Below are 23367 nucleotides of genomic sequence, written 5' to 3'. Positions count from 1 at the left end.
TTGAGATAGCGGATTTGGGCTCGTCGATTGCAAACCTCGCTACGCGACTGCGCTCAACAACGGTTTTGGCGCCTCTCTGGCAACTGCTTAAGCCATTGACGCAACTGGCTGATATGAGATTTTCCGACACCATAGCAACCACCAACCATTGTCGCTCCGCTTTGGCTCACGACCAAGACGACGATGACCGCAGTGAGGACTGAAATACGAAGCACGCTTCACCGGCACGCCTGACGATGGATCGACCCTCACGTATAAAGACAAAGGTTTCAGGGTCATTGTTCGGCAAAAAAACTGAGAGATCGAGATCGAATTGATCTACTTGGAGCCGCTGGGCCGGTACGTAGAACCGTATTCACTCGGTCAACTTTCAAACCGCATCAGCATCTTCTTTAGCTGAGTATTCTGAAGTCGCAGTTTGTGCGATAGTTGCGCTCGAAGGGCTCTGATCTCTACATCCAACCCTACCACTTCGTCGGGCACGACTGGTGCAATCTGCGCACCTGCCGCTTTATCAGCCCCTTTGCCGCGGTGATTCTGCCTCGTTGGTACACCTCGCACGCGCGTACGAGCGTCGGATGCAATGTTGTCGGCATTGGATTGGCCTGCATCAACGGTGCTGACAGGCTCGGAGCTTTCGAGATCTACCGTTCCAAGAATATTGCTTCCGGTCTCTTCCGATAGCTGAAGCTTTATAGAAGACGCATCGGATTGATGAACACGTGATAGCTCTTCTGTCCGTTCATCGGCATGGCCCGAACCCCCGACTACTGGCGCGCCCGCCGGATCAGAGATAGCCGAAACCTCCGGCTTATCATTGGAAGTCGGTTTGCTTTCCAGGTCATGCTCGCGTCGAGGAGACACCAGTCGCGCCAGAAATTTCCATGGAGACGCCATCGATTCGACCTCGGGATTTATCCCGCACGCAAACTATAAGGTGAATTTTGGCGGCAGTCAAAACTACCACCAACTCTGCTTTTTTCGATAGCAAAAACATTGCGGCGTATGACTGGCCGCATGTTCGGTTCAACCGAGATTTAGCCGCTTCCGCAGGTCGGCATTTTCTGCACGAAGCTTTTCAGCTAGCAACTTACGGAGTTTCTGGTTTTCTGCTTCCAGCTCAAGAAGGTCGGCCATCTCGTCGATCGGCGTCGGGGGTGCAACCGTCGTCGTCTTTGCCGTCTTCGGACCACGTTTTATGGGCGCTCGTTTCACACCGCCCTCGGTTTCGACAGACCTGGGCTTGCGGCCGGGCTTTTGCTTTCCAGCTATACGGCTCGACACGACACCGGCTTCCGTCGCGACCTCAGACGGGGCGGTTTCAAGTGCTACTTTCTTGGCGCGAGGCTTGCGCTGCTTCTTGGGCACGATAGGCGTTTCCACAGCGGTCGCCACATCAGCATTTGATTTTGTATCGATCTCGTCGGCCATGATGATCTCCTGTGTAGCCTGCGAAGTTGTCGGATGCCCAAACGACGGTGTCAACAAAGGTTCGGGCGCATTTGTCTCGGGCGAAGACATTTCATCATCTGTTCTCACATGCTGCGGTAGCGACCACGGACGTGTCATGGTCGCGTCCTCAACATCACGCGCAATCGACTTGAGGTCCATGTTTCCCCAGATCGAATTCGATTTGGCTTCTGGCTTTCGTCGGCCGGACTTGTACTCGATAGAAAAACCGCGTTGGACTTTTTTCAATCTCAGGCCCTAGATACTGGATCATCTTCAGCGACCTGTTCAGCATCGCGGTAGACAAATAGCGTTAACGGCGCCGATGGTCCAGAGCACCGTCGATCCGGCGGGATCTAGATCCGGAGCGTAAGCTGGTCTGCTTCGGCACCCTCGTCATCGACGAAGGATGAGAGTGTGATGCCGAGGAGACGGATTCCTTTGGTCGGCGGGAACAAGGGCTCAAGAAGCGATTGGCATATGACTTCAAGGTCATTGAAGGTGCTGATAGGCGAAGTGGTCGTTTTGCTGCGGGTGATGATCTGGAAGTCGGCATATTTGACCTTCAGCGTCACGGTCCGCCCGTGGAGACCCTTTCCCTCACAGTGGCGCCAGACCTTGGCGGCAAGCGGCGTGATCTCGGCTCGGGCAGCGCCAAGATCGACGATGTCGACCATGAAAGTGTCCTCGGCGCCGATGGATTTTCTCGGCCGATCCGGCTGGACGGCCCGGTGATCGACGCCTCGCGAGATGTTGTAGTACCAAGCACCGGATTTGCCGAAATGCTCCTGCAAGAAGGCGAGCGATTTCGACTTGAGATCAGCCCCGGTCACAATGCCAAGTCGCTCCATTTTCGCGGCGGTCGCCGGCCCTACGCCGTGGAACTTCTTCACCGCGAGTGCTTCGACGAAGGCCGGTCCATTCTTTGGTGTGATCACCGCCTGGCCGTTGGGCTTGTTGAGGTCCGACGCCATCTTGGCCAGGAACTTGCAATAGGAGATGCCGGCCGAGGCGTTGAGGCTGGTGACCTCCTTGATGCGCGCACGGATCAGGGTGGCGATGTCGGTTGCAACGGGAATGTCCTGCTTGTTGTGCGTGACGTCGAGATACGCTTCGTCGAGTGATAGCGGCTCGATAAGGTCGGTGTACTCCGCAAAAATCTCCCGGATTTGGCCTGAAACCGCTTGGTAGACGTCGAAGCGAGGCGGAACAAAGATCAGGTCCGGGCAACGCCGTTTCGCCGTGACCGAGGGGAGAGCCGATCGAACGCCGAAGGCGCGCGCCTCATAGCTTGCCGCAGCGACAACGCCACGCGCGGCCGAACCGCCGACGGCGACAGGTTTACCGCGCAGCTCCGGATTGTCGCGCTGTTCGACCGATGCATAAAAGGCATCCATGTCGACATGGATGATCTTCCTCGTCTGTGGGACGGCGACCTCGCTCATCTCACTTCCACATCGACCGCATGCGCGCACCGACATCGATGCGGATCTGCCGTGCGCTGCGCTCGCTGGCGACCGCCGATACCTTTGGCCAGCTCGTTGCCTCGAAGAACTGCAGGAGCGTCGCTGGAATGAAACGAGTCCGCGACGCATAGACATGGCGATCGCCCTGGGCGTTCTGCCCGTGCGTAAAGAAGCGCTGCGGTGTGACGAGGCTCAGGTTGTCTCGCGCTCGTGTCATGCCGACATAGAGCAGGCGGCGCTCCTCTTCGAGTTCCGCGGTGGTGCCGGCGCCGAGATCCGAGGGAATGCAACCGTCTACGACATTGAGCATGAACACGGCCCGCCATTCCTGGCCCTTGGCGGAATGGATCGTCGAGAGGATCAGGTAGTCCTCGTCCAGCAAGGGCACGCCGGCCTGGTCGCTGGTGGCGTCCGGTGGGTCAAGCGTCAGCTCGGTGAGGAAGCGCTCGCGGCTTGGATAGCCGCCGGCGATCTGCTCAAGCTGGAGAAGGTCAGCCTTTCGGGTATCTGCATCTTCGTGGATGCGATCGAGATGCGGTTCGTACCAATGACGCGCGAGGCCGATTTCTCCGGGCCATCCGCCCTCGGCCTTGCGAAGGGCCGTAAGCAGGTTGATGAAGGCGGGCCAATCTTCGCCGGTCTTGGGCGGCGGCGGGATTTCCGCAAGCGACTGGAGCGGCTCGGGATCCGCAGCGATGGCATCAAGGATCTTGCCGGCTGTCTGGGGACCGATGCCGGGCAGCATCTGAAGAAGGCGGAAGCCGGCGACGCGGTCGCGCGGGTTCTGGGCAAAGCGAAGGGTCGCCAGCAAATCCTTCACATGTGCGCTGTCGAGGAATTTCAGGCCGCCGAACTTCACGAACGGGATATTCCGGCGGGTCAACTCGACTTCCAGCACACCGCTATGGCTCGACGTCCGGAAGAGCACGGCCTGCTGCTTCAACGTCATCCCGGTCTCGCGGTTCGCCAGCACTTGCTCAACGATGTAGTTGGCCTGCTCCGTCTCGTCCTTCACGGTGACGAGCATTGGCCGTTGCTCGGATTCCCGGTCCGTCCAGAGGTTCTTAGTAAAGCGCTCACGGGCTAGATCGATCACGCCGTTCGCGGCGGCGAGGATCGGCTGCGTCGAGCGATAATTGCGGTCGAGCGTGATCACGTCCGCCGGCTTCGGGGAGAATTCTTTTGGGAAATCGAGGATGTTGCGCACCGTCGCCGCGCGGAAGGAATATATCGACTGCGCGTCGTCGCCAACGACGGTCAGGCCGCGGCCGCCGGGCTTGAGGCCCATGAGGATTGAGGCCTGCAGGCGGTTGGTATCCTGGTATTCGTCGACAAGTACATGATCGAACCGGCCGCCGATATCGTCGGCAAGCTCCGGGTCGGACATGACCTGCGACCAGTAGAGTAGCAGGTCGTCGTAATCGAGCACGTTCTGCGCCTGCTTTGCCTCTACATAGCCGGAGAAAAGCTGCTTCAGCTGCTCCTCCCAACCGAGCACATAGGGATAGGCCGTCTTCAGAATCTCGTTGATCGAGCTTTCGGAATTGACCACGCGCGAATAGATCGCAAGGCAAGTGCCCTTGGTCGGGAACCGGGTTTCCATCTTGGAGAAACCCAGCTCATGGCGAACGAGGTTCATCAGGTCGGCGCTGTCTTCCCGGTCGTGGATGGTGAAGTCGATGTTGAGGCCGATCTGCTCGGCATACATGCGCAGGAGCCGCGCGCCGATGCCATGGAAGGTGCCGGTCCAGGCCATGGCGTCCGTCATGACTGCAGCGTTGTCCCCGAACACCTGGCGGCAGATGCGTTGAACGCGACGTCCCATCTCGGAAGCCGCTCGGCGGGAAAAGGTCATCAGCAGGATGCGGCGTGGATCCGCGCCATTGACGATCAGATGGCCGACGCGGTGGGCCAGCGTGTTGGTCTTTCCGGAGCCAGCGCCAGCGATGATCAATAGGGGACCGCCGATCGCTCCATCCGGCAGACCAATGCCATGCTCGACCGCCTCACGCTGGCGGTCGTTCAGTTTTTCCAAATAGGCTGCCGTCATCTGCCCCAAATTTTCCTAAGAAAAAATTCCTGTCCGCTTTCCTTTCCCATCTCCTTGATCGGCCTTGCGGAATCGCAGCGCGAGGTTGGTCTGAGGTGACCGTCATGGTCGGGAACGCCGTTTCGGGTGGATTGACTCGATTGGGCGTCAGGAACAAAAAAGGAACATATCAGCTTACCCCGCTGCTGAAAACCCCTGAAGGAGCGACCTTTCCGCCGTGTCAAAGCCCGCTGTCAATCCTGTGCTTGCCGACCTTCGTGAGCGTATCGGCCGGCTCGAAGGCGGAGCGGCACGCGCCAAAACCGTCCTGCCGTTCGCCGTCCCGGAGATGGACAAGGCGCTGCCGGGCGGAGGGCTTGCCTTTGGCGCGCTGCACGAGATCGCCGGCGGCGGCGGAGGGACGGTCGATGGAGCAGCGGCCGCGCTCTTCGTGGCGGGCATCGCTGCCCGTACGCGCGGCAAGGTTCTCTGGTGCATGACGCGCCCCGATCTCTTTTTCCCCGCGATCTCGCAAGCGGGCCTCCATCCTGATCGCGTCGTCTGGTGCGAAAGCGACAGGGAGGAAGAGGCGCTTTCAGCGATGGAGGAGGGGCTCTCATTCGGCGGCCTTGCCGCTGTGGTTGGGGAACTGGTTCGCCTGCCGATGAACGCCTCGCGGCGCCTGCAGCTGGCAGCGGAAAAGACCGGTGCCATGGGCATCGTGCTTCGGCGGTGGCGACGACAGAACGAGGCCTCGGACTATGGACAGCCGACGGCCTCGACGACGCGGTGGCGCATCAGCACCCTGCCGTCGGAAAGATTGCCAGTGGCGGGCGTCGGGAGGGCGCGCTGGCTGGCAGAGCTGATGCGCGTAAAGGCGGGTGCGTGCGCCGAGTTTGAAATTGGAGCCCCCGATGCCAAGGGTCGTATCTGTCTACTTCCCCTTTCTACCGGTCGACCGGATCAGGCGGCGCGCTTCGGAAGCCTTGCCGGCTGACAAGCCGCTCGTGGTGATTTCCCGCAGCGGCTCGAAACGCTGGGTCTCTGCCGCTGATCCAGCCGCCCTGAAGCTTGGCCTTCGCGTTGGCATGCCGGCCAGCAAGGCGCAGGCCATGGTCGCTGATCTCCTGATGATCGATGCGGCGCCGGGAGAGGATGCAGCCGCACTTGAACGCCTGGCGCTCTGGGCGCTACGGCAATACAGCCCCGTCGTTGCGATCGATGGCGCCGATGGCCTGGTCATGGACACGGAAGGCGCCGATCACCTTCAGGGCGGCGAAGGCGTTCTCCTGTCAGGCCTGGTCAACCGCCTGCGCGGGCATGGGCTGACGGCGCGGGCGGCCATAGCTGATAGCTGGGGGGCCGCTCACGCGCTCGCCCGTCTCCTGGCGGCAGAGACGACCATCGTGCCGGTCGGTGATGTCTCGAAGGCGGTCATCGACTTGCCGATCATGGCGTTGCGGTTACCTGGAGAGATCATAAAGAGCCTGCGCGTGCTTGGCATCGATACCGTCGGACAGCTCTCGGCCATGCCGCGTGCTCCGCTGGCCCTGCGGTACGGGCCGGAACCCGCACGCCGGCTGGACCAGATGTTTGGTCGTGTCGCCGAGCCGATCGAACCAATCCGCACACCGGAACTGATCGAGGTTGCGAAGAACTTTGCCGAACCGATCGGTGCTCCAGAGACCATCACCAAATATGTTCGCCGACTGGTCGGCCAGCTTTCGACCCGCCTTGCGGAAGATGGTCTTGGCGCGCGGCGCTGCGACCTCGTCATCCATCGCGTCGACAACACGCGCCAGCATCTTCGCGCGGGACTTGCCAAACCGGTTCGCGATCCGGCGCGCTTGTCGAAACTGCTGTGCGATCGCATCGAGACTATCGAGCCGGGCTTTGGCATCGAGAAGATGGTGCTCGTCGCCGTTTTTGCCGAGCCGCTCGAGGAGCGTCAGGTCGCGTCCGCGCTCATCGAGGAGGACGTCACCGACATCGCCCCGTTGGTCGACATTCTCGGCAATCGTGGCCACCGGCTCTTCCGGGTCGCGCCCGTCGCTTCTGACGTGCCTGAGCGTTCGGTCAGGCGCATTGCGGCGACGGCACCTGACATCGGCGAGGCCTGGGCTGCCAAATGGCCGCGCCCGACGCGGCTCCTCGCAAACCCGGAACGCATCGAGGTCATTGCTTTGCTGCCGGACCAGCCGCCGGCCGTCTTCACCTGGCGTGGCAGGCGGCGCAAGGTGGTACGTGCTGACGGACCAGAACGGATCTTCGGGGAGTGGTGGCGACGACCACGTGAGTTTCAGGCAGTGCGCGACTATTTCACCGTCGAGGATGAGCTTGGCGAACGCTACTGGGTCTATCGCGCCGGCGACGGCATCGATCCGGAGACCGGCTCGCACCTTTGGTTCCTTCATGGGGTATTCGGATGAGATACGCTGAGCTTCAGGTCACCACGCATTTCTCATTCCTGCGCGGCGCCTCCAGCGCAGACGACCTGTTTGCAACTGCGGCCGAGCTCGGCATCGCGGCGCTTGGCATCGTCGACCGCAACAGCCTCGCCGGCATCGTTCGCGCCTGGGAAGCGGCCAAGACCTCTGGCGTTCGGTTGGTGATCGGCTGCCGGCTCGATCTGACCGACGGCATGTCGATCCTTGTTTACCCCATGGACCGGTCGGCTTACTCGCGACTGACTCGGTTGCTGTCCCTCGGCAAGAGCCGCGGAGGCAAAGGAAATTGCCTGATCGATTTTGCCGATGTCGCCACGCACGCCGCTGGCATGATCGGTGTCCTGGTGCCCGACGAAGCTGATGAAGCCTGTGGCGTGCAGCTCCGAAAAATGGCGGAACTCTTCGGTGACCGCGCCTACGTCAGCCTGTGCCTTCGGCGCCGGCCGAATGACCGGGTGCGCCTTCATGGCATCACAGCAATGGCGGTCCACTACAAGGTGAAGACCGTCGTCACCAATGACGTTCTGTTCCACGAGCCGGGCCGCAGGCAGCTGCAGGACGTCGTGACCTGCATCCGGACGCGCGCGACCATCGATGATGTAGGCTTCGACCGTGAGCGTCATGCCGATCGCTATCTAAAGGCGCCAGATGAAATGCATCGGCTCTTGAGCGAGTATCCGGAAGCGCTCGCCCGCACACGAGAGATCGTCGAGCGCTGCAAGTTCGATATTGCTGAGCTACAGTATCAGTATCCGGAGGAGGCGATTGTTCCCGGTCTCGATCCACAGCAATCGCTGGTCAAGTTCACCTGGGAAGGGGCTGCCAACCGCTACCCCGAGGGGGTGCCGGACAAGGTCCGCAGATCCCTGAACGATGAGTTGGCGCTGATCCGGGCGATGAACTACGCGCCATATTTCCTGACGGTGTATTCCATCGTGCGCTTCGCGCGGTCGAAAGGCATTCTCTGCCAGGGTCGGGGCTCGGCCGCGAACTCGGCCGTCTGCTATTGCCTCGGCGTAACCTCCATCGATCCAGAGACCAACGACCTGCTATTCGAACGCTTCATCAGCCAGGAGCGGGACGAGCCACCCGATATCGACGTCGACTTCGAGCACGAGCGGCGCGAGGAAGTGATCCAGTGGATCTACGAGACCTATGGCAGAAGCAGGTCTGCCCTGTGTGCGACAGTAACCCGCTACCGCGCCAAGGGCGCGCTGCGCGACGTCGGCAAGGCACTCGGTCTGCCGGAGGACATGATCGGTCAGCTGTCATCGGGCGTCTGGGGCTGGTCTGAAGGCGTTTCGGAGCGCCAGTTGAAGGAGAATAACCTGAACGCGGCGGACTATCGCCTCAAACTGACATTGGAACTGGCGCAGCAGCTGATGGGGGCGCCGCGCCATCTCGGGCAGCATCCGGGTGGCTTCGTTCTAACACAGGATCGGCTCGACGATCTCGTGCCGATCGAACCGGCGCGCATGGATGACCGCCAGGTCATCGAATGGGACAAGGACGATATCGAGTCGCTGAAATTCATGAAGGTCGATGTGTTGGCCTTGGGCATGTTGACCTGTATGGCCAAGGCGTTTGCGCTGATGGCCGAGCACAAGGGCGAGGCCTGGGATCTTGCTTCGATCCCGGCAGAAGATTCGCGCACCTACGCGATGATCCGAAAAGCCGACACGCTCGGCACCTTCCAGATCGAAAGCCGAGCGCAGATGTCGATGCTACCGCGGCTGAAGCCACGCACGTTTTATGATCTCGTCATTCAGGTCGCAATCGTCCGGCCGGGACCAATCCAGGGAGACATGGTGCATCCCTATCTGCGCCGGCGCGAAGGAAAGGAGCCGGTCGAGTACCCGACGCCGGAGTTGGAGGCGGTGCTCTCGAAGACGCTCGGCATTCCGCTGTTTCAGGAGAGCGCGATGAAGGTGGCGATGGTCTGTGCCGGGTTCACTGGCGGGGAGGCCGACCAGCTCAGGAAATCGATGGCGACTTTCAAATTCTCAGGCGGCGTTTCCAGGTTCAAGGACAAGCTGGTCGCGGGCATGGTGAAGAACGGCTACACGGAAGAGTTCGCCGAGCGCACCTTTAGTCAGCTCGAAGGGTTCGGATCCTATGGCTTCCCGGAAAGCCATGCCGCCAGCTTCGCCCTTATTGCCTACGCCTCCAGTTGGGTGAAATGCCATCATCCCGATGCCTTCTGTGCAGCGCTCCTCAACTCGCAGCCAATGGGTTTCTATGCCCCGGCACAGATCGTGCGCGACGCGCGCGATCACGGCGTCGAGGTGCGCCCGGTCTGCGTGAACGCCTCGCGGTGGGACTGCACACTCGAGGATGTCGGCGAAAGCGCCGAGAAGGCAGTCCGTCTGGGCATGCGCATGGTGAAAGGCTTATCGATGGCGGATGCGGCCCGAATTGTGGCTGCGCGTACCGATGAGCCGTTTGCTTCTGCCGATGATCTATGGCGCCGCTCTGGTGCGCCGCTGGCGGCGCTTGTCGAGCTTGCGGAGGCAGACGCGTTCCTTGCCTCGCTTCAGCTCCAGCGACGGGATGCCTTATGGGCGATCAAGGCGCTTCGCGATAAGCCGCTCGCGCTTTGGACGGCGGCCGCCGAGCGTGAGGCACGGCAGATTGCCGAAGCCCTGGAACCTGAAGTTGCCTTGCCGTGGATGCGAACCGGGCACGAAGTTGTTGAGGACTACTCCCATGTCGGGCTTACGCTCCGTGAGCATCCGGTCGCGTTTCTTCGTGAGGACCTCCGACAAAAGCGCATGGTAACCTGCGCTGAGGCCAACTCGTCACGGGACGGCCGCTGGCTGATGACGGGCGGTCTGGTCCTCGTTCGCCAGCGGCCTGGTTCGGCCAAGGGCGTCACGTTCATGACGCTGGAAGATGAGACTGGCATCGTCAATGCCGTGATCTGGCCAAAGGTGTTCGAGCGGCAGCGCCGGCTTGTGTTATCGGCCTCGATGGTGGCGATTAACGGCAAGATCCAACGGGAAGGAGACGTCGTGCATCTGGTCGCACAACAGATGTTCGACCTCTCCGACGACCTCGGTAAGCTCGGTGAACGAGACGAACAGTTTCCGCTACCGCATGGACGAGGGGACGAGTTCGCGCGAGGAAACGGCGCGCCGGACTCGAGGGAGCGACCTAAGGCGGCTGCCCCATCGCGTGATATCTATGTGCCCGATCTGTTAATCGACCGTTTGAAGGTGAAAAGCAGGAACTTTCACTAGAATACAATTGCCGCCAGTTTCTTTGTGGACGCGTCTACAAACTTGTTGGTCGCGGGCATGGTTGACCGACGCTATGTCAAAGTTAATAGCGGAGTCGCCTGAGACACTTCAGAGTGAGAGTGTGCCATCCGGGGGTGAGTAAGAACTCGGCTTGGAAACGGGCCGGATCCTTTTGGTATCTCCCCTAAAATATTGCGGGCCGAATCCCATAAGATTCCACTGGTTTTTGATTCCGCAATCGGAACATCACGTTACCATTTCCGTTTTCAAGAATGTTCGAAAACATGGGAGGGTGAGATGTTTCATGCATCTCTTGGAGGCGGCTTTGGCGCGCAGGAGTACGGGTTGCGTGCTTCCATCAAGGCCGCGGTAGCATATGATGAGCTTTGCTCACACCACCGGATCGATATCCGGTTTGAACCGCAAGCCGTAGTCATCCAGGGAAGAGTCCCGCCGGCGGTCTTTCGGCGCGCTCGAGCGATCATAGTGCAGGTGGCAGGCAGCATACCGGTTTGGGATCGGACCTTCTGGCTCGATTGAGTGATTGCGTCTGCCCATTCTTTCTATGGCACCGCCACGGCAGGCCCATACAGCCCAGCTTTTGCTTCATTTTCGTCCGCGAACATCAATATTTACTATGTCAATTTACACCTGAGATTGCTCCGGATATGAGGGCTTCGCAATATTGGTGTAAAAATTCATCAATCATTAATTGGCATTGATCAAACTTTTGTCTGTAGTATCGTTCAAGTTGCAGGCTTTCCCATTTTCTCCTGGGGGGAATAACATGATCAGAAAGACAGAGTTGCGCGCCAATCCAGTCGTCGTAAGAAAAGCGAGCGGTGACGGTTACCTGACCCAGATGCTGCGAGAACTCGCCCTACAGGCGCGCGACCGAGATATCGAACTAACGTACTTCATCGAGATGGCGGTCATCTGTTCCAGTGACCTGGACAGAAAAGAGGCTATCAAAGCCATGGGGCAAACTACGATCGCGTAGTAATCGTAACTTCCCCGCACAACTGTTCCGAGCTTCGATCGTTCTCGGCACCGAAATCATGATCCGAATTATCTAGTCTACGCATCAGAGCAAAGTGGTCGCGCATCTCTTGAAGCGCCTCGATCGGCGACTTTCCGTCGCGCATTGCCGTGCGCGCAACTCCCATAGATAGCCTAAGCTTGGCCTCATGCTTTGTGCGACTTGCCATCGAAGAGGTGCCTCGTATGAATTCCGTAAAGAGTTCTCTACTTCTTTGAGTAAGTCAATCGGAGGGAACTTATCGACAAGTTGCAGAAGCCGTTCGAATTCGAGCTCCCGCGGGAAACCCCAGCGAGTATCAATAAAACCTGCATCGCCGAAAGTTCGTAGAGGCTCTGGTGTTTTGCCGATAGGCTACCTGCGCGAAACCCCTCTGCCAGAGCTAGTGTCAACGCCTTGGACGCATCGCAAGCCTTCCGAAGTCTGCCGCTTTGAGTCGGTGGATAGCGACTTGACGGCAACACGAAAGAGCCCGCCAGGTATGGCGGGCCGAGTTGCATGCCAAGATGCTCTGGTGCGCGGTTAATTGCGACTAAGCTTGTGTCGGGTTGCTGCGTTCGATATCGCTGAGTTCCATCATCGCAATAGCTATGAGATAGACAAGAAACTTGAGACGGCCTTTTTGTGCTAGGCCGTGCGCGGTTTTCAGGCTCGCTCGAACCAATTCAAGCGTATTTGCGTCGATAGAGTCATCCTCAGGCATGATGCGCCTCCCAGAGATGGTCCCTTCCCGTTTGGGTAACACGGTCGGGTGTCACCAAGACTTGGTCTGTGTTGCCTCGCATGAGTTGCAGCATCTCAAGCGTACGCCGGTCGAACTTAGCGATGACCGCGACGACGTCCTCTTCATCAATTTGACGTGGGATTCCGAGGGGCGTTACCATGAAGTTCAACTGCACTAAACGCAGGAGCCAGATGGGCTCCATCTCGATAACGATGCGGTCAACGCCCGTAGCCAACCCCCATTCCACGATCCCGGAAAGCAACTCGTTTGCTACAGGGCTGAGCTTGCGGCCACGTTCTCGGTGGGACTTGGATACGCAGTATCGCGTCCATTCCCAAATGTGAGGGCCGATCGGCCTATCGACCTCACAGAGTGTCGACAGCACCGTTGAAAGAAGATGAGGCTTCGTGGTCGGCAGCATACGTTGATAACCGACCACTTTTCCATCTCTCTTGCAAATCATATGGACGGCGTCCGCGTTGTCGAACTGATCGATTTCTCGCCTGTCGGGTCGTGCCAAATCGCCCCAACCCTTCTCTTCGACAAAAACCTCATGGCGGAGGTTATAAGCCTCTTCCATTTCCGCCGCGTGCCTCATCGTTACGATTTCAATCATAGTGCATCCCCCGATTGCCAACGGAGCAAGATTGGATAGCTCGGCAAGGCTATTGCAGTGGGGAAAAGACTACCTTGACATGGTTAGGTGATAAGCCCGGCCCGAAAGGCTTCCGCGACAGCGTGAGCTCGATTCATCGCTCCTAGTTTCATGCGGACATTGAAAATATGTTTTGCAATAGCGGCTTCGGAAACGCCGAGGATTTTGCTGATTTCCCAATCGGTTTTTCCAGCAGATATCCAAGCAATCACTTCGCGTTCGCGGGGCGTGAGATGCGCTGAGGCCCTAGCAGCATTGGTCTGAAGTTCAATCGCGCGACCAAAGGCGAACGTAGCGATAAGGGTCATTACTCCTTTGGCGTCTGGTGCATCATCAATTTCGGCGCCGGCGAACGAAAAGCCAACCTTGCGACCATCGAGCGCCACCAACGGCACGGTGCAACCATTGCCCAAATGAAAATCTTTAGCTCGATCCATGACGAGCCTCTCGTTGCGAACAACATCCGGGGCCTTCGAAAGCTCCGACCACGAAAATGTCGGAGATGCGTTCAGCACACGGCGGATTGTCGGATCGTGGAAAAGAAATCCGTTGTGAAAATAGATATCAGCCCATTGTTCCGGCCAATCTGCCAGGAGGACGTGGCGCAACTGGTCGTTGGGAAGCATCCCGGATCGCGGGATGTAACCGGCCAGGATACGTTTGACACCATATTCTGCGGTAGCGCGGGCCGCTGCGGTCGTGAGCTCGGGAAGCGTGTTGATTTGCTTTATTTCGGACAGGAAGGACAGCGTCTTATCGAGACCCTCGGAAATCGCGTTGTGCTTCATGGTGCTGGCGCCCGTTATGGTGGCAATCGTTCCACTCAGAAATGGCGGCTGTCAAGGTAGGGCAAGCCTGATCCCCTCCGCTTGGGGCAATTTGCGATAGAATCCTCGACAAAGACTTGGCAATCTTGGGGGGAAATATTAATACAGGTGCCTCAACGTGAGGCTGTCACATGTCAGATGAAATCGGGCACAACGAACTACGTGACATTGTTCGCCGCGAAATGATGCGTGGAACTCCTGTGCAGGATACCTTGAGCATCATTAGGCTCCTTGTTGCGCGGAACCCCGATTTGCTGAGGATTGACGACCTTGAGGCAATGCTGCGGCAAAACAAAGGGCAGCGGGAACTCGAACCAAGCGAGAGAAACAGCGGCGGGCTGTCAGACACCTAATAGAAGTCGCGCCAGAGGACCTACGACTGCAGCCACCGCAGCTAGGAGCAGTATTCCCAGAAAGCCCCAGAATGCCGCTGTGCGAAACATCACGTGGTCAGCCTCACGACGAGGGTGGGCCCACCGTCGGTGGTGAATTTATCGGGATGATTCTTCTGGGATTTTTTAGTCGATATCGATCCTCCTCCCCCCGGGAGGATATAACCAGGGCGAAAGACGAGCAAGACTGCGTACTTCGCCTTTACGCAGTCTGACCGTGCCCCCAAGTTTTATCCAGTTTTGAGTTCGCTCCAGCGGTTTGGGTTGCGGTATTCGGGGCGGTCCTGGCGGGTTGCGGTGCGGAGCCATTCCGGCTGCGCAGCGCCGCATCACCTCGCAGGTTAATTGTCTGAGCGAACTCGTTAGGTGTCATCCTGCCGAGTGCAGAGTGTGGTCGATGATCTTTGTAATCGATGCGGCAATTTGAAAGCGCTGATCGAGCATGGGTCAGTGACGAGAAGAGGGTTTCGTTCGGGAACTCGTCTCGCAGCCGCCCATTGAAGCTTTCGATGAAGGCGTTCATGATCGGTTTTCCCGGTGCGTGTAGTGCCATTCCACTGGTCAGATCCATCCATTGTAGGATCGAGTTGCTAGTGAACACCTCTGTCACACGGAACGCTCAGTCGGCGATTTGCAAATGCTCAATTCCGTCTTGGTCTGCTTATGGCACGCGGATCAGCAGATGTCTCACAACTTTGGCTTCTATATCGCCGGCCTGTTGAATCGAGAAATCGTCCGTCATGCTTCTCCTGGTGAGGGCCACGTGGGCACCCGCGCCCTTACACAAAGGGCCGATGCTGAAAGAGTTCTCGATTATCTTCCTTTGTTCCACGAGCGTATTCTTGAGGAACCTCTGCATCGGCCACTCGTTCCCCCTCGAAGCAGAGGAGGTTGCTATGACGAAATCGGCGGACATCGCGAGGAAATATCAGAGGCTTGGCGGGAAACGGATAGCCAAGATCGACGACAACATCATCTCAACCCGCATGTGGGAAGATGAGCCCGCTGAAGCCTCGGCCTTCTGGAAGAAAAACGTCGCGGGTCTCACTGACGAAGAACAGGCCGAGGTTATCAGCAATCTCGAAGAGACAACGTCGACCAAAAGTTAGTCTGCTCCTGAGAAGCCGTGCCCCCCGATCCGTCACCCTAGGGGTTTCTCATTTCTGGTGAGAGCGATTAGCGAGCGGAAGATCGGCCCTGGGATGCCGAACGCGCTTAACGACCAAGTCATCTCTTAACGACCTGTTCAACTCGCGATCGCCTGCGGCCCTTAGGGCAACGCCACCCAGATCCTCGCGGTAATTGACGCGCTTTTGGCTGTCGAGATCCAATTCATAGAAATGGCTCCCGACAGAATTGACGCCGGCTAGCCCTTCACCCAGCGGAAAGGACGTATTCGATCCCGCCGCTTGCTCTACGGCATCAATGACGCCATCGATACCATCGCCATCTTTCCAATCAATCTCCCCCGCGAGGTGTTCCGCTAGGGAGTCGTGACAGGCTGGCGCTCGCTGCGTGATATGGGCGTGACATCCATAGCACCCCCATCAACCAGTGGTAGCTACGCCATCCACGGCCTCTCAGTCTTTCCGATGGTCAAGTGGGCTAACGACCCTGCATGTTTGAAGCGAAAGCCGGGCTTAGGTCCAGCTTCTCATTAAGATCCGTATGCGCCCTTATTGGGGAGTCTTGGCGCTTCGGCTACCTCCGTTTTCCCGTCTTTAAGGTTGGGTTTGCTACCTGCAGCTGCAACCGGATCGCCTTCGCCGTTCCCCTTCGTGGGTTTCGGCTGCTTGTGTTCCCTCGCTGCGGGATGCGTCCCGTCCGAGATGCTACCGGGATGCGGATCTTCAACGACCGGCGTGGGCATGGCGGTTTTGCTGCTGTCGGGCTTTGTCATGGCGTCTCTCCTTTTCAGGCAGAACGTCGTTGTGGGTTGGCTAGTTCCGCACAGGATGAAGCTTCGGTCAAAACAGTTGCCACGTCATCCAAAAGCAGGCATAGGCGAAAACTCCGATTGCAAAAAACCACGCTATCTGCCGAGCCATAACGCAAGACTCCTCTCGTTCAAGCGAATCCAGAATGGCCGGTTAGCATGGCTAAGTCGACCCGATGCTTCTCTCTGTATCCTCGGTGGAGGGTAGAGAACGGCGCGTTTCACTCTTCAGGCGACCACAAAGACTAGGGCGAGGGAAGAAACCCGTTCCCAACGAAGACAAACACACTGGGGTGCTTACCTCGTATTGCGTCACCTCGAAGCACGCAGCTGGCCTGCTCGAATGGTTCGTCCGTCAAGCCGAAGTGTTGGACGATCTCGGCAAGGTGTTTTTCAGAGCGAGCGACATCATAAAGGCGGTCACCGCGAAACTGTTCGGCGAACGATTTAAGGGCTGCCTGGTAGGCTGCTCGCATCCCGGTATCCATTCCATATTCCCAAGGGTAGCCTATGCCAGTCCTGAAAAATGCCCGGCTTGAAAAGTTCACGCAGCGCTAATCCAAAAGCAAACAATGATTGAGCGCCCACAATCAAGAGGAAGTTTTTTTGGGAAGACGGATCGCCATTCACGCCCACGCCCGACATGTCGGAGTAGCTGCAGGTCACGTTCCTGGGTGGCGCCTCGCCGGTTGCGAATCCCGAATAGGCTCACTTGGCCGACAAAGGCCCGCATCAAGCAGAAGATCACGGAATGGTCGGCTTCTTGCCGGACTTCATAATCACGCTCGATCCCAAATACTGCGCCGCCTGTGGCGATGCAGAGTTCATGGCATTGGTCGAGCACGACCTTTACCACGCTTCCCAGGCCGTCGATTCATTTGGTGCCCCGAAGTTCAACGGCACGACCGGCTGCCCGGTCTTCACAAGTCGTGGGCATAACGTAGAGCAATTCATCGGCGCCGTTCGTCGCTACGGGGCAGATGTCCCCGGCGTGCGCGAGCTTGTAGACGCCGCCAGTCGGCCGCCGGAGATTGCACGAGCTCACATTGAGCATGCTTGCGGAACCTGCAATCTGCGTGTTGCCTAGGTGACGACGATCTGACCCTTTTGCACGTAATCGGTCACATCAAGATCGTAGCGCTGCGCGATAGCGAGATCACCGCCCATGCTCGGTGGAGCGAAGTGCAGGAAGTACGAAGCGTTTCGGCCTCTTGATCGCTCGATCTCAGTGTCGGAGAGTTTCTGCCCAACATAGATTCCGTCCCCGACCTCATGCCCTTCAATCACTACGGCTTTTTTCACGGTGAACTTCACAGGGGTGATGGTCATCGGCTTCCTCCATTTGACTTGACTTTGACACGGCCATTCCGAGAGCGAAACTCTTGGATGAGGCGAAGACCTATCGTTCACGCGCTGATATGTTTCGATAGCCCATCAATTGTCGCTGCGGCATTCAGACGAGTGCCGCGCTTAAAGGTCGCTAGCAAGTGGAAGCAGCGGTCCGGGCGGGATAAAATAGTTTAACCGCGCCCGACTGGCGGCAGCCAAAGCTAAGAACTGCGCATATGAAACTCTCGTCCTATCGTATCGCGTAGGGACCGGACGCAACCGCGTTCCTTCTGTTGAACATTCGTTCAATTCGGTTGGGATCTTTCTAGCTTTGAAGCCGAAACAAGATATTCTCTGCGGTTTATTGGTCGCCGTCCACCAAACGGGTCTTTCAGACTGCATCGCACCCGCGCTACAATCGCGACATGGAAACGGATAGTCACTTCATTTGGCTTGTCGTTGTGGTGGGTGGCGTTTGGATCGCCGCCATGGCGCTTGGTTTTTGGGCTATACGCCGCCGTCCCTAGTTCCCGGCTTTTCGGCATCCAGCCGCCCGACCGCGCTTCTCGTTTTTGCGGCCTATCGATATCCGATAGTTGACACAAATCAGGTTGCAATTGGCATAGCTGATAAGACGTATGGCGCTGCATTCAGCCAAAAGGCGTATGTCTCCACAACACCGGCGTATGAGTTCATGAATTGGACTGTAAATGTTCCGTGCTTCTCGTTCAAGTTTAGTGAACTTGAATATACTCAATCGTGTTTGTTCTTCTGGACGCGACAAATACTGCGCACTATGCGTCAAGGGCGTATTTTCAGTCATAGTCATCGAAAACTAATCATTACTTGATTCAAGTCGCCCAATATGACTATGCCGACATCCTTGTTAGGGCAGCAGTAAATGCTAATGTTCGGAGGCAGTCGCGTGTGCCCCTGTCTCAAGTTGTGACTGTAAGAAGGAACGCGGCTCCGCTAAGTCGCGTTCCTTTTTTTCAATTGTCATCGTGCCCGCATGCCGAATAATCAAGAATGCGCCCATTGCCCGTACGCCTCAAAGCCAGTCGCCATATATCGGTACTTGCCGAGCCGTCCCTGATACCCCGCCTCCTCCAACCAGCCGCCGCCAGCTACGGCGAAGGCGTAGGTGATCCAATCACGCACGAAGCTCGTATAGTTGCAGAGCAACTTAGGGATGGCGATGCGGTTCACTAACGCTATTGAAAAGGCTTTGTCAGCGTATGCAAGGCAGATTGGCCTTACTCGTGATCAGGCGCTTGAGCGCATTGTGAACGGCTGGCTTATTGGCGCTGGTTACTTAAGTGAACGAGAGCCACAGCATAAGCGCCCTCAGGAATAGTGTTTGACACCCGTCGTGGAATTGCGAAAACGCAATTCCAGTTGAGCGGGAGTTGTCGAATGGCGTACGAGAGGGGCATGCAGATCATCTACGATGTGCTCAAAAAGGGAGTGTTCGTGGAGTTCCGAGGCGTAGCTCACTACCTTGGTGGTCCATTTTCTAGTCAGCGTGAAGCAGTACGCGCAGCGGAAGAGCATTGCAGGAAATTGGGTTGGCTTGAAGACCGCAAGCACTGATCATCGACTAACCGTACGAAGGCGAGCGCTCCCGGGCTGGGGGGCTGAGCGCTCGCCTCGCTGCTGTCACGGCGTTAGTCGTGACGACCTCCAACCGCCGAGTTTGTCTAAGGTTCCCGCCTAAAAATTTTTGCAAGATTGCAACCACTTCCGGGGCTCACGCGTATAGTAGCAGAGTAGGAGCCGCGGCATGCAAACACTTTACGGCTATCAAGTTCATCCGGGCAGCGACGACACCCTTTTCTTCGCCCTAAGCATTGAAAAATGCAGAGAAGCCGCCGTCGAGCAGCGCCGTGAAATGCGTGAGGTTTTGAACCAGCATGAGGTTGGCGCAATGGCAATCTATGAATGCTTGGTGCGCGTCGATCTGGTGTCGCTGCTGGAGATGTTGAACGACCCGGATGACGCCTATCGCAAGCTGCTTCTATCGAAGATTCTCGTAGAAGTGGTTGTTGATTAGGCTTCGTTTCTCGACCCGGCGGTTTATCCGCGTCGATGGCAGGGCTCTTTAGCCTTGATAGCTTTGATGTTCTGACTGGCACCGTATTTACCGGCAAGCCTATCACGATCCACCGGCACGGCACGACTGCATTGGTCGCAGAACACGCCAAATTCAAGGTCTGGAAGGAGCGCGCCAAGGGTCGTCACATCGCAGCCGAGAAGGCCTTCGTCTATATCGCGCCGACGACCATTGGGTTGTCGTCGTCATCGAGAACGACAACGAAATCCGAAACCTTTTTCAGATCGAGCTTCGCGGACGGTCAGCTTATTCGGCTTGATCTTCCGCTGATTGGTCAGCATATCAGCAACGCGAGCTTAGACGACGACGCCGGGACTCTATCGGAATAGATGAAGCGTGATGGAAGCCGCAGCCTTTCAATCGGCTTTCGTCTTGAATGATGTCTCGCTCGCGCTAAATCAGTTACGCGAGAGTGCCCACCTCTCGCAACGGCGAAGGGCTTGGTTCGGGAATGAGCCGAGTCCTTTTCAAAAGCGAATTTATTAGACACCCGTAAATATTCGCGTAGTGTTTGAATACCGGTCGCCGACGAAACGGGCGCGACCATGAGAGTGCAATAGCTTTCGCCCCGGTACTGGAGGTGAAGCTATGTCACTTAACTCTGTTTTGCTTTTTGCAGACAAACAACATTGGTCGGTCATCGGTGACGGTGACGGTGACGAGACTCTTCATCCCTTCCGCCTTCACAAGCATGCAGCCAGCTTCGCGAACGGCCAGCGTATCCGGCTCGGCTTCCCGCTTATCGATTTCACGGCTTACAACAACGCCAATCTGCCGGTCGAAGCGGGATAGTTTGACACGTCCACGGGGGACGCCAAGAGCGGCGCGGCTGTTGTTTAGCGTAGCCGCGTTTTTCTTATGGTACGCGCTTGACGACAGCGCCCGGCGAACTAATTGGTTGGCGTTGAAGCCCCTCTAAAAGCATCCGGGACTAAGGCGCGCGATTGCTGAGGCGGTTGCGCGCCTTTTTAGTATAATTTTCGCGACTCTCTAGAGCGCCTGCGATACGACATCCGTTCTTTGGCGGCTCTGCCGTGCCCAGCAAATGACCCGGCGGGAATAGAGGTCGATGACAACGGCGAAATAAGCTAACACCTCGCAGTCCGGTGTAGTTGCATCTCCGCTCTCTGGAACGCCGCCAGTTCCATCATCGAACCTTCACCCCGGCCGAATGCGCCAACTACTTCACTTCAGCAGGATATGAACCGGATTAAATCGGACGTGCTACAGGCTGAAGTCAGCTTTTGCGAAGCCTGTGCTTGCATCAGATTTGATCAGGAAATCAACAATCCCCGCCCGAAAGAATAAATTCGGGCGTGTTTCCGTTCGCAAACCAGTCGTATCGAAAATCGACTTTGTCTTCGAATATCGTGAAAGCAAATGGGCGTAAGGAGCCAACCACGTTCATCCCCTGAATTTTAGGTAATTCTGGGGCAACGAAAAATCGCCGTCAATCCGTGAACCTTAGGACAACATCGGATGTTTTTTGATGGCTCTCGAAATATTCCGCCTGTGACGCGCCATTTTGGAGGCCCTGAAATGGCGGGATCATGCCCCACGCGTCAGGCCGGCCAACCAGTTTAAGATCCTCAAAGATACTCTCGGAGAGAGCCGTCGCGATATTATATTCGATGTTGCCGCTCTCGTACTGGCGCCGAACTGAGATCAAGGCAACATTTGCTTCTCGAATGGCAGCCATAAACGAGATATAAGCCGCCTCGTGACTTATCTCGCCCCTTATGGCCTTAGTGCAATAGCGTACCGCAGCACAATAAAGTGGCGAGCGAGCCATTCTCCAATGATCTAACAAGAAGTGAGCTGCGTCTTGCGTGCTTTCGATATGGGCAAAAGTACTGCCCCTTTCGCCAATTTCTAGGGTAATTTTGCGTGCCCAGTGAGCGGCCATCGCTAGTTCCGAAATTGAATTATTTCTAATATCTAATTGCTCTCCCTTGCGCCTGGCTTGCTGCGCACCAGTTGTGGCGTTGTGAGAGACAAATTCCCATTGTGGCGCGCGCGTCGGGGGCGACTTCGCAGCCAGAGCTTTCCTGGGGGAAACCTCGATCGCCTCGCCGTTGCCTCGTCACTATTCCTTGCTATCAAATAGCGTCGATAGGCGGGCAAAATGCCGGGACGAAAGCGAGCCAACGTTTCGTGCTGCCCTAGGGAACCCTAGACATACTTGCGTGTTGTCTGAGCGATGCGGGATTGCCCGCTCATGAGGAGAACAACATGTTGACCAAACTCGCCACGATTGCCGCAGCTGCCACGCTCATCAGCTTCTCTGCGTTCGCGCAGACGAGCAGCGGGGAAAGCACGTCGAGCACCACCAACGCAGGCGACCAAGCCCTGATGCAGATGGACGAAGCTACCGGCAACGTCTTCTACAGCGACATGAAGGCGCGTACACTACGACCGGAGGCCGAGTGGTCGAAGAACTGGGCTGGCCTGAACGATGAACAGCGTTCCAAGATGAAGGCGGATTGCTCGACCAACGGTGCTACGAACCGAAGCGAAGGTGACACCCGTGTCTGCGACTGGGCCGGCAACAACTAGGCTGTGTCCTGATGTCGATGATGAGGCTCCGAGTAAATCGGGGCCTTTTTATATTGCGGCAGTCCCGCCCCAACGTCCCTCACGTAGTGCTCTTTCAGCCCCTATAAATTTGTGGGTTTCTTGCTCTGACTCGGAACTGTGTCGGCCTTCGCGTTGTTTCCAAGCGTACTGGAAAACATGGGAGGATGAGATGTTTCAAACATCTCTCGGTGGCGGCTCTGGCGCGCAAGGATTTGGGCTGCGCGCGTCAATTGCCGCCGCAGTAGCATACGACGAACTTTGCTCGCGGCACGAAATTGAAATCCGATACGAGCCGCAAGCGATGATTATCCACGGGCGCGTTCCTCCCGAAGTGGTGAGGCGTGTTCGGATAATTGTCTTCGAGATTGCTGGAGGGATACCTGTCTGGGATCGAACGTTCTGGCTCGATTAGGAATTGCCATTACCTATTTGTTTTGAGTTGCGGCCACAGCATCAACATCCAGCTATAGGGGCGATCTGCTTAAGGTAAACGCTGCCGTTCTCAAAAGCGAGCCAGAAAGTTGCGGATAGGCCTTGACGTTGAATTTCATTCGCCACAAATCCTCAAAATAAATGCCTTGCACTGCACGGGGAAAAGAAGGCTACGTGCACGTTAGAACTTGCGGTTAGCCGATAATGATCTTGAACTGTTCGATCGACTGCGTACCGCGCATTTCCCGCCGATCGACACGTCCTTCGCGCACACCTCACAATGTTTCACTGGCTTCCGGGCGAACACGAGGGGCGGATCCGTGATGAACTGATCGATATAGCAGTTAAGACAGAGGGGTATCACCAGACGTCAGTGATTTACGCCATCTCTGGAGCCGGCGTCGAGTTTTCGACCACCAGCAGATCACTGCGTGAGGACGCGAGCGTCTGGCAGTCAAATTGCTTTCGTGGCTGGGCAAGCAGGATCTGCAGAAGTGGCAACCGCCTATCACGATCCCAGAACAATGCCCCCAAGACCAAAGCGGATGCGTTGTACAGAGTTCTGAGCAATGACTTCCTGCCCCACTCTATAGAAATTCGGGGTATCGACCTTTGGGAATATCTCAGCGGCCCGTGGCTGCAACTTGGCACCTACTCACTAAGGCGTTCCATTTCAAATGCAAACGGTGGTTGATCGTGCGCTAGAAAGCGAT

General features: G+C 57.2%; 22 protein-coding genes and 2 pseudogenes. 13 read left to right on the top strand and 11 right to left on the bottom strand.

Going from position 1 to position 23367, the window contains the following annotated elements; genetic code table 11:
• Nucleotides 1–363 precede the first annotated feature (363 nt).
• The 4 genes from MUO32_RS23875 to MUO32_RS23860 form a co-directional block, all read right to left on the bottom strand.
• A complete protein-coding gene (locus MUO32_RS23875; protein WP_257950875.1) occupies nt 364–897 on the bottom strand; it encodes a hypothetical protein in 534 nt (177 codons plus the stop codon).
• 129 nt (nt 898–1026) lie between these two features.
• Complete coding sequence (locus MUO32_RS23870; protein WP_257950874.1) at nt 1027–1698, bottom strand: transcriptional regulator; 672 nt, start codon at nt 1696–1698, stop codon at nt 1027–1029.
• A 107-nt stretch (nt 1699–1805) separates the two neighbouring features.
• Nucleotides 1806–2894 carry a DNA polymerase IV gene (dinB, locus tag MUO32_RS23865; RefSeq protein ID WP_257950873.1) on the bottom strand — a complete coding sequence of 363 codons (1089 nt, stop codon included), beginning with the start codon at nt 2892–2894 and terminating at the stop codon, nt 1806–1808.
• Between the two features lies 1 nt (nt 2895).
• Nucleotides 2896–4965 carry an ATP-dependent helicase gene (locus MUO32_RS23860; RefSeq protein WP_257950872.1) on the bottom strand — a complete coding sequence of 690 codons (2070 nt, stop codon included), beginning with the start codon at nt 4963–4965 and terminating at the stop codon, nt 2896–2898.
• A gap of 217 nt (nt 4966–5182) precedes the next feature.
• On the opposite strand from MUO32_RS23860, the gene MUO32_RS23855 reads away from it, so the two are divergent.
• The 4 genes from MUO32_RS23855 to MUO32_RS23840 all read left to right on the top strand — a co-directional run bounded on the left by MUO32_RS23855 (nt 5183) and on the right by MUO32_RS23840 (nt 11630).
• Nucleotides 5183–5941, top strand: coding sequence for an ImuA family protein (locus MUO32_RS23855; protein WP_257950871.1), 759 nt, complete (start codon nt 5183–5185; stop codon nt 5939–5941).
• Complete coding sequence (locus MUO32_RS23850) at nt 5859–7373, top strand: DNA polymerase Y family protein (RefSeq protein ID WP_257950870.1); 1515 nt, start codon at nt 5859–5861, stop codon at nt 7371–7373. Before MUO32_RS23855 ends, MUO32_RS23850 begins: the two co-directional genes overlap by 83 nt.
• Nucleotides 7370–10630 carry an error-prone DNA polymerase gene (locus MUO32_RS23845; RefSeq protein ID WP_257950869.1) on the top strand — a complete coding sequence of 1087 codons (3261 nt, stop codon included), beginning with the start codon at nt 7370–7372 and terminating at the stop codon, nt 10628–10630. The genes MUO32_RS23850 and MUO32_RS23845 overlap by 4 nt, the downstream gene beginning before the upstream one ends.
• A 787-nt stretch (nt 10631–11417) precedes the next feature.
• Complete coding sequence (locus MUO32_RS23840) at nt 11418–11630, top strand: hypothetical protein (protein WP_257950868.1); 213 nt, start codon at nt 11418–11420, stop codon at nt 11628–11630.
• Between the two features lie 571 nt (nt 11631–12201).
• Here the strand turns inward: MUO32_RS23840 and MUO32_RS23835 are convergent.
• From MUO32_RS23835 to MUO32_RS23825, 3 genes are all read right to left on the bottom strand, one after another.
• The gene (locus MUO32_RS23835; protein WP_257950867.1) at nt 12202–12372 is read right to left on the bottom strand and encodes a hypothetical protein; all 171 of its coding nucleotides are present in this window, start codon (nt 12370–12372) and stop codon (nt 12202–12204) included.
• Nucleotides 12365–13009, bottom strand: a complete 645-nt coding sequence (locus tag MUO32_RS23830) for an acyl-homoserine-lactone synthase (RefSeq protein WP_257950866.1) — start codon at nt 13007–13009, stop codon at nt 12365–12367. The genes MUO32_RS23835 and MUO32_RS23830 overlap by 8 nt, the downstream gene beginning before the upstream one ends.
• An 83-nt stretch (nt 13010–13092) precedes the next feature.
• Entirely contained in the window at nt 13093–13836 is a 744-nt protein-coding gene (locus tag MUO32_RS23825; RefSeq protein ID WP_257950865.1) for a helix-turn-helix transcriptional regulator, read from the bottom strand.
• A 170-nt stretch (nt 13837–14006) separates the two neighbouring features.
• On the opposite strand from MUO32_RS23825, the gene MUO32_RS23820 reads away from it, so the two are divergent.
• Complete coding sequence (locus MUO32_RS23820) at nt 14007–14228, top strand: hypothetical protein (RefSeq protein WP_257950864.1); 222 nt, start codon at nt 14007–14009, stop codon at nt 14226–14228.
• Nucleotides 14229–14497: 269 nt separating this feature from the next.
• Here MUO32_RS23820 and MUO32_RS23815 read toward each other — a convergent pair.
• Nucleotides 14498–14865, bottom strand: a pseudogene (locus MUO32_RS23815) (transposase); the annotation flags it as partial.
• 298 nt (nt 14866–15163) lie between these two features.
• Between MUO32_RS23815 and MUO32_RS23810 the strand changes: the two are divergent.
• A complete protein-coding gene (locus MUO32_RS23810) occupies nt 15164–15376 on the top strand; it encodes a hypothetical protein (RefSeq protein ID WP_257950863.1) in 213 nt (70 codons plus the stop codon).
• Between the two features lie 548 nt (nt 15377–15924).
• Here MUO32_RS23810 and MUO32_RS23805 read toward each other — a convergent pair.
• Nucleotides 15925–16167 carry a hypothetical protein gene (locus MUO32_RS23805; protein ID WP_257950862.1) on the bottom strand — a complete coding sequence of 81 codons (243 nt, stop codon included), beginning with the start codon at nt 16165–16167 and terminating at the stop codon, nt 15925–15927.
• Nucleotides 16168–16915: 748 nt separating this feature from the next.
• Between MUO32_RS23805 and MUO32_RS23800 the strand changes: the two genes are divergently transcribed.
• The gene (locus MUO32_RS23800) at nt 16916–17290 is read left to right on the top strand and encodes a putative metallopeptidase (RefSeq protein ID WP_257950861.1); all 375 of its coding nucleotides are present in this window, start codon (nt 16916–16918) and stop codon (nt 17288–17290) included.
• Here MUO32_RS23800 and MUO32_RS23795 read toward each other — a convergent pair.
• Nucleotides 17287–17532: a hypothetical protein gene (locus tag MUO32_RS23795; protein WP_257950860.1), complete on the bottom strand. Its 246-nt coding sequence runs from the start codon at nt 17530–17532 to the stop codon at nt 17287–17289. The two genes, MUO32_RS23800 and MUO32_RS23795, sit on opposite strands and share 4 nt — an antisense overlap.
• Nucleotides 17533–18966: 1434 nt before the next feature.
• Between MUO32_RS23795 and MUO32_RS23790 the strand changes: the two genes are divergently transcribed.
• The 5 genes and pseudogenes from MUO32_RS23790 to MUO32_RS23770 all read left to right on the top strand — a co-directional run.
• Nucleotides 18967–19125 (top strand): hypothetical protein, encoded by a 159-nt coding sequence (locus MUO32_RS23790; protein WP_257950859.1) that lies wholly within the window; start codon nt 18967–18969, stop codon nt 19123–19125.
• A gap of 190 nt (nt 19126–19315) precedes the next feature.
• Nucleotides 19316–19585, top strand: a complete 270-nt coding sequence (locus tag MUO32_RS23785; RefSeq protein ID WP_257950858.1) for a hypothetical protein — start codon at nt 19316–19318, stop codon at nt 19583–19585.
• A gap of 35 nt (nt 19586–19620) precedes the next feature.
• The gene (locus MUO32_RS23780; protein ID WP_257950857.1) at nt 19621–19974 is read left to right on the top strand and encodes a hypothetical protein; all 354 of its coding nucleotides are present in this window, start codon (nt 19621–19623) and stop codon (nt 19972–19974) included.
• A 259-nt stretch (nt 19975–20233) separates the two neighbouring features.
• Complete coding sequence (locus MUO32_RS23775; RefSeq protein WP_257950856.1) at nt 20234–20437, top strand: hypothetical protein; 204 nt, start codon at nt 20234–20236, stop codon at nt 20435–20437.
• Nucleotides 20438–20761: 324 nt separating this feature from the next.
• Nucleotides 20762–20859: pseudogene (locus MUO32_RS23770) on the top strand (IS630 family transposase); the annotation flags it as partial.
• Nucleotides 20860–21095: 236 nt separating this feature from the next.
• Here the strand turns inward: MUO32_RS23770 and MUO32_RS23765 are convergent.
• The gene (locus MUO32_RS23765; protein WP_257950855.1) at nt 21096–21551 is read right to left on the bottom strand and encodes a DUF982 domain-containing protein; all 456 of its coding nucleotides are present in this window, start codon (nt 21549–21551) and stop codon (nt 21096–21098) included.
• A gap of 326 nt (nt 21552–21877) precedes the next feature.
• On the opposite strand from MUO32_RS23765, the gene MUO32_RS23760 reads away from it, so the two are divergent.
• Nucleotides 21878–22201, top strand: coding sequence for a hypothetical protein (locus MUO32_RS23760; RefSeq protein ID WP_257950854.1), 324 nt, complete (start codon nt 21878–21880; stop codon nt 22199–22201).
• Nucleotides 22202–23367: the final 1166 nt, after the last annotated feature.

Source organism: Shinella sp. CPCC 101442 (assembly GCF_024704725.1).
Taxonomy (GTDB): Bacteria; Pseudomonadota; Alphaproteobacteria; order Rhizobiales; family Rhizobiaceae; genus Shinella.
This window is presented reverse-complemented; position numbering and strand designations above follow the sequence as displayed.